The sequence below is a fragment of the Saccharicrinis aurantiacus genome, assembly GCF_001660705.2.
Lineage (GTDB): Bacteria > Bacteroidota > Bacteroidia > Bacteroidales > Marinilabiliaceae > Saccharicrinis > Saccharicrinis aurantiacus.
This window is the reverse complement of the sequence record NZ_LYBV02000057.1, coordinates 1-5,311: the sequence shown is the minus strand read 5'-3', so window position 1 is coordinate 5,311 and position 5,311 is coordinate 1. Positions and strand designations below refer to the sequence as shown.

The following is a 5,311-nucleotide window of genomic DNA, read 5'->3' as shown; positions in this document are numbered from 1 at the left end:
GTTGACTGGATGAAGCTGTAAGCGATTTGAAAAAACCAAACGACCAAAACCCCACTAAGCCAATATTTTTATTTTTGTTAAACTTAATACTTTCTGAACATAAATAAAAATTTTGGCGGAACTCAAACAACTTGCAAAATTCAAAACTACTGCAAACGCTTATGCTTTATGCCAGATTGTTAGGCTTTCGTTATTTCTTTTTCTGGACTTTATTTGAGATTCCTTCCAACTTTATTTCCTTATGAGTGACAATATTTGGTCTGACCGAGTTTTGATAATTCCTTTCTAGTCCGCATATTCAAAACCCAAATGGTCAAATTACAAGTCAACCAAAGTCAGTCCATATTTGTCAGTCAAACAAACCAAGATGTAAAATTTTAAAACACGTCAAGAAAACGAAGTCATGAAAGTCTACACAATAAGCGCCTTACTTTTCCAACCTGTAAAGTCTTGGTTTCTTGTAAGATTCTGCATGCAATAAATTCAGTTTTTAGGAAAATTAAATTCCTTCATATTCCTGATTCTAAGGATGTAAAATACAATTTGTATTTAAGCGCCGTGAATAATGAAGCCTAACGGCTCGAATGTGCGTAGTGCGGGATTTCAAGGCACTTCACTATCAAACCGATATTTTGTTTATTAAATGATTTAATGTTCAAATTCACTAAATCGTCCCGCATTACGTATATTTATTGTTAGGCAAAGTAGTTATTTAGGTATTCATCTTATTTTCAAAGTCTTTAATCACTTTGTCAAGTTTTTCTCCAAACACCAATTTAGCATTATCATATGTCTGGTTACCAAAAAACTCAATGTATTTTTCTCTACCAAAATTATCAATCAACTCTTTCACAAATAACCCAGACAATGGATATGTCAGTTCCGCTGGATAACCTTTCCAGTCTGTCCAAATGTCCTTAATTGAAACTGATTTGTTATTGTTTTTCAACCAATCTTTTACAATTTTCTCTTTATCTTGATTAGTTTGGTCAAAACAAACAGCCGTACCTTCATTTATCAATCCAGTCTTATTAACCATCTTAGTAGAATAGTTTGAAATTATATGTGTCATTTCATGTCCTTTTGTTTGCTGAAAATGCGAATGTAAAACACAAAATCTTGGCTTGGCAAATCCTAAATTAGCTCTTAGCAACCTTTTTGCATCATCTCTTGAGTCCCAAACGAAAAAGTCAATCTTTTTAGGAATTTCACTATCAAAAAAATCATTAATGTTTAGAAATGCTTCCTGTCTTGTTGAGACATATCTTTTAATATCATTATCAGTCATGTTCTGAAAGTGGAATCTAAAGTTATCAGTTTCAACAATTTTCCAAGTTTTATAAAATTCATTAAACCCAAAAAGCAGAGCTTGCCCGTAAGCATTATTAGTGGCATTTTTTGTTGCATTCAGTTTTATACATTGATTAAGCGAAGATTCAGAATCATTATAATCTTGCTCCATAAAATAGCAAGTCCCAAGATAACTTAGTGCCCATGCTTTTCTCCATGAATTGTTTTTGTCCTTAGTTACAACAGTCTCAAGAAAAGTGAGCGCATTTTTAAATTCTCCGATGTCTGCATATGAACGTCCAATAATTAAATTTAAGTCGATATTATTTGGCTCATTTTCAAGAAATATTTTTGCTCTTTCTATAGCTATATTATATTTCTGAGAATTATATAATTTCCATAAATTGTCAACTTGGGAGTCTTGCCCAAATGCAATTATGCTTATTAGTATTAGAAATGATGTAAAAACTTGTTTCATAATATTTTTGCTTTTATCTAGGTTATGGTTTTTTCTATTTTGCCTAACGGTTTTGCTATGCGTAGTGCGGAGATTCGAAGAACTACCTTATCAAATAACCACATAGCCAAATTTGCGTTTTAAAATTCACCTTAAACATACAAAATTTTCGTAACGAAAATTTGGCGCCCCCAAACAGCCTGCAAGCCAACCAAAATACAGCAGACTCCGCATTACGTATTAGCTTTTGTTAGCACTAGTGGTTTCTATGTCCCTCAATCTTAATAATTATATTATTGTCACGCTTCGCATAATAACTTACTTTGTAATACTCTCCATTTGAATTTATAATACCACCATTCGAACCAGTTTTGGAGTATCCATAAAATTCATCAGTTTCGGAATATCTAAATTTGACGCCATTTATTTCAAAGCTTTCATCATTCCGCCTTAAACTATCTGAGGGCAAGAAGTTTTCAACATAGCCTTCAACCACGTTAAAGCTCTGCGTATGTAAAATCCGCTCAATATTTTTTCTTTCTATTATCTTACTAGGAATCATTACAATAATTCCAATCAAAGATATGAACCCAAATAGTGTAATTGTAAATGAAAAGAACTTGGCCACCCAAACATAGTTTATAACAGACAATACTCCATACTTTTGCATTGGATGTTCATAACCATACTTTTTAATCATCTTTATTGCATAGAGTCCAATTAAAATCAAGCATAACGGTATTAGAATTATAGGCCAATTTAAAGTACCAAACTCTACCTCATATAAAACATCATATTTCATTAAAAATCTATATTGTAAAGGGCAATCATGTTAACCTTTCTATTTCCCTTAAAGTCATATAATAGTTCAAATAATTAAATTCACAGAATTTCTAATTGCACCTCTTTTTGTCCAGCTGTAAATATTTGTTAACTGTTGGGTTTTGGTGCCATTAGTGCTAACGTTGACGAATATGGGTTGTAGGGCAAGTTTGAAATACAAACCTATCCAGCTACCATATAGCCGAAGCTTTTGTTTTGGTTATAAATTTATAGTTTTTATTTAGCCGAAGCAAAAGCTTCGGCGGTGTTTCAACAATAAGCCAAACTTTCAAATAGCACTTTCTGCCCTATAACCTATATTCATTATACTATATATTCTATTTATTACCATATAGTACTATTTAACTCTATTACAGTATTTTGCGATTTTATTTTGTTTGATATAGTACCATATAATACTATATTTGGATAGTATTTGTATGATAGAATGTATATATAGTATATAATCGTAAATCCTTAAAATTTCAAGATCATACAATATAGTAATAAATAAAAAACATATTGTATGGGAAATAAAGTAAGTACATCAATAGTTCTTTACAAGAGTCAAACGAAAAAAAATGGTAAACATCCGGCAAAGCTAAGAATTACCTATAACCGCAAACAAATGTATTATAGCATTGATACAAAAGATCGTATTTATGAATTTACCCCAAGCGATTTTGAGAAAGTACGCACTCCTAAACCAAGAGGGTTAAATAAAGATATTCAATTAGAATTTTCTATGATAGAAACTAAAGCTCAAAAGATAATTGGATCTATGAATGATTTCTCATTTAAGCAGTTCAAATCCAAGTTTGGTATTGCTGGTGGTGATCTCAGCAACATACTATTCTTCTTTAAAAGAAGGATTAAAGAATTTGAAGATAATGGTCAAGTGTGTAGTAGAGGTCAATATATGACAGCACAAAGAACACTACAAAAATATTTTAATACTACTACCCGACTTGATTTTAGAGAGATAACAGTTAATGAACTAGAAAAATATGAAAGATGGATGCTCGATAGAGATTTATCAATGTCATCAGTTCATAATTATATGGTTCCTGTTCGTACCATATTTAAAATCGCACATAACGATGGGACTATTCCCAGAGACCTCTACCCTTTTGGGATAAAAGGATATAAAATACCACAAGGTCAAAATATTAAGAAAGCTCTAAAGATAAATGAGATTGAAAAGATATATAATTTTGAATGTGAATATCTATCAGATCAAGATAAAGCAAGAGATTTATGGCTGTTTAGTTACTTGTTAAATGGAGCCAACATTAACGATATTGCTAGACTCAAATTCAAAAATATTAATAAAGATTTCATCATCTTTATTAGACATAAAACATTAAAGACTAGCAAAAATGCTAAACCTATAAGTGTACCATACACTGAAGAATTACGCAGGTTAATTGAAAAATGGGGTAATAAAGATCGCTCACCAAGCAATTACATATTCGATATTTTGAAACATGATCTATCTCCATATCAAACTAGATGTGCTTTAAATAATTGCATCAAACGCATCAACCGACATATCAAGAATATTGCAAACGAAATTGGTATTGACAAACATATTACCACTTATACTGCACGGCATAGTTTTTCAACGGTTTTAAAACGATCTGGTATCTCTACCGAGTTTATTGGTGAAAGTCTTGGTCATAATGACTTAAAAACTACCGAGCTATATTTAGATAGTTTTGAAGATGACATGAAAAGAGATGTTGCTAAACATTTAACTGCATTTTAAAATTTAAAGCGCCTCAGCCTTCTTTATAAAGATTGAGACGCAGTATTTTAAATTACTATGTACTTATTGTATGATTTGGGCATCAATATAGGTTCCGATAGCAAACTCTTTGCTTTGGTTTATTGGTTTTGCCAATACTTGTAGGGTATTACTTTCTTGCTCCACCGATTTATCGATATAGCTTATGGTAGCCTTAAATGTTTCATCGTCGTTTAATGAATAAAGTACCTCTTGGCCTGTTTCTAACAAACCACTGTACTGTGCAAAAACATTCAGTCGAACTATATTTTTTCGCACATTAATAATATCAAACATATCGTTTTCGGAAGTAATCATTTTACCTGGTACAATATCAATATGATCGACATAACCACTTATTGGAGCCAGTATTTTTATTGTTGAATTTATGTTGCTAGCTGTGATGTTAGCCGGATTAATTCCCAACATCTCTAGCTTGGCAGAAAGTCCCGCTTTTTGCGCTTTTACTGTATTGAAATTTGATTTTGTTAGCTGATAGGTCTTTTCTGATATGGCCTTCTCTTTATGCAACGTTTCTTGACGCACATACTCAGTTTTTAGATATTCAAACTCACTCGATAAACTCAAGTATTCCATTTGCATATCGATATAATCAGGATGCTTCAATGTACTTAAAAGTGTTCCTTTTTCTACCCATTGCCCCATGTTCACGTTAATGGTTTCAACAAAGCCTCCCACTGTAGCGGTTACTGTAGCTGTATGTTGTGGCAGTATATCTATAATTCCAGTACAATGGATGGGCTTAAGTTCTGAAATAACAGGTATTGGTTCTTCTCTTGGGCTTTCCTCCTTGATTATTTCTGTTGTGTTGTTATTTACTTGTGTTTCGCTTTGCTTGTTATTACATCCTACCCATAAAACTGCAAGAAGTAATGTGATTATATTAATTGTCTTCATTGTTAACTTTTTTAATGATCAATTCTATTATTTATAGT

4 protein-coding genes are annotated in these 5,311 nt (G+C 31.8%); 1 reads left to right on the top strand and 3 read right to left on the bottom strand.

The genetic code is table 11. From position 1 onward, the window contains the following. Window positions 1-712 precede the first annotated feature (712 nt). Together A8B35_RS22845 and A8B35_RS22840 are read right to left on the bottom strand one after the other, a co-directional pair. A complete protein-coding gene (locus A8B35_RS22845; protein ID WP_075604136.1) occupies window positions 713-1,768 on the bottom strand; it encodes a tetratricopeptide repeat protein in 1,056 nt (351 codons plus the stop codon). Between the two features lie 235 nt (window positions 1,769-2,003). Next, entirely contained in the window at window positions 2,004-2,549 is a 546-nt protein-coding gene (locus A8B35_RS22840; RefSeq protein ID WP_075604135.1) for a hypothetical protein, read from the bottom strand. Between the two features lie 546 nt (window positions 2,550-3,095). Between A8B35_RS22840 and A8B35_RS22835 the strand changes: the two genes are divergently transcribed. Then, the gene (locus A8B35_RS22835) at window positions 3,096-4,337 is read left to right on the top strand and encodes a site-specific integrase (protein ID WP_075604134.1); all 1,242 of its coding nucleotides are present in this window, start codon (window positions 3,096-3,098) and stop codon (window positions 4,335-4,337) included. Window positions 4,338-4,400: 63 nt separating this feature from the next. On the opposite strand, the gene A8B35_RS22830 is transcribed toward A8B35_RS22835, so the two are convergent. After that, window positions 4,401-5,273, bottom strand: coding sequence for an efflux RND transporter periplasmic adaptor subunit (locus A8B35_RS22830; protein WP_075604133.1), 873 nt, complete (start codon window positions 5,271-5,273; stop codon window positions 4,401-4,403). Window positions 5,274-5,311 lie beyond the last annotated feature (38 nt).

What these genes read in the sequence shown, in the direction of transcription:
- A8B35_RS22845 (WP_075604136.1), bottom strand. Translation starts at nt 1,768, where the DNA reads ATGAAACAAGTTTTTACATCATTTCTAATACTAATAAGCATAATTGCA.
- A8B35_RS22835 (WP_075604134.1), top strand. Translation starts at nt 3,096, where the DNA reads ATGGGAAATAAAGTAAGTACATCAATAGTTCTTTACAAGAGTCAAACG.
- A8B35_RS22830 (WP_075604133.1), bottom strand. Translation starts at nt 5,273, where the DNA reads ATGAAGACAATTAATATAATCACATTACTTCTTGCAGTTTTATGGGTA.
- A8B35_RS22840 (WP_075604135.1), bottom strand. Translation starts at nt 2,549, where the DNA reads ATGAAATATGATGTTTTATATGAGGTAGAGTTTGGTACTTTAAATTGG.